Origin of the sequence: Klebsiella sp. C239, from assembly GCF_048822715.1 — a bacterium.
Lineage (GTDB): Bacteria > Pseudomonadota > Gammaproteobacteria > Enterobacterales > Enterobacteriaceae > Klebsiella > Klebsiella quasipneumoniae.
This window is the reverse complement of record NZ_JBMEZK010000046.1, coordinates 1-1,037: the sequence shown is the minus strand read 5'-3', so window position 1 is coordinate 1,037 and position 1,037 is coordinate 1. Positions and strand designations below refer to the sequence as shown.

At 54.8% G+C, this 1,037-nt stretch carries 1 protein-coding gene; it reads right to left on the bottom strand.

Annotated elements, in window-relative coordinates:
• Nucleotides 1-1,037: elongation factor Tu (tuf, locus tag ACOI6Z_RS27485; protein ID WP_020316953.1), on the bottom strand; the 1,037-nt coding region annotated here is incomplete at both ends.

Genomic DNA, 1,037 nt, shown 5'->3' with positions numbered 1-1,037 from the left:
CCGCCTTCACGGATTGCGAAACGCAGACCATCGTCCATCGCGATCGGGTGGATCAGGGTAACAACCATTTTGATGTTGTCGCCCGGCATTACCATCTCTACGCCTTCCGGCAGTTCGATGGTGCCAGTCACGTCAGTAGTACGGAAGTAGAACTGCGGACGGTAGCCTTTGAAGAACGGAGTGTGACGGCCGCCTTCGTCTTTGGACAGAATGTACACTTCAGATTCGAACTTGGTGTGCGGGTTGATGGTGCCCGGCTTAGCCAGTACCTGACCACGTTCGATTTCTTCACGTTTGATACCACGCAGCAGAACACCTACGTTCTCACCAGCACGGCCTTCGTCCAGCAGTTTGCGGAACATTTCAACGCCAGTACAGGTGGTTTTCGCGGTTTCTTTGATACCAACGATTTCAACTTCTTCACCCACTTTGATGATACCGCGCTCTACACGACCGGTAACAACGGTACCACGACCGGAGATGGAGAATACGTCTTCGATCGGCAGCAGGAACGGCTTGTCAATCGCACGCTCTGGTTCCGGGATATAGGTATCCAGGTGGCCAGCCAGTTCGATGATTTTCGCTTCCCACTCTGCGTCGCCTTCCAGCGCTTTCAGAGCAGAACCACGAACGATCGGAGTGTCGTCGCCCGGGAAATCGTACTGAGACAGCAGTTCACGAACTTCCATCTCAACCAGTTCCAGCAGCTCTTCGTCATCAACCATGTCGCATTTGTTCAGGAACACGATGATGTACGGAACGCCTACCTGACGACCCAGCAGGATGTGCTCACGAGTCTGCGGCATCGGGCCGTCAGTCGCAGCAACAACCAGGATCGCGCCGTCCATCTGCGCAGCACCGGTGATCATGTTTTTAACATAGTCGGCGTGGCCCGGGCAGTCTACGTGCGCGTAGTGGCGAGTCGGGGTGTCATATTCAACGTGAGAGGTGTTGATGGTGATACCACGAGCTTTTTCTTCCGGCGCGTTATCGATCTGGTCGAATGCGCGAGCGGAACCACCGTAGGTTTTAGCCAG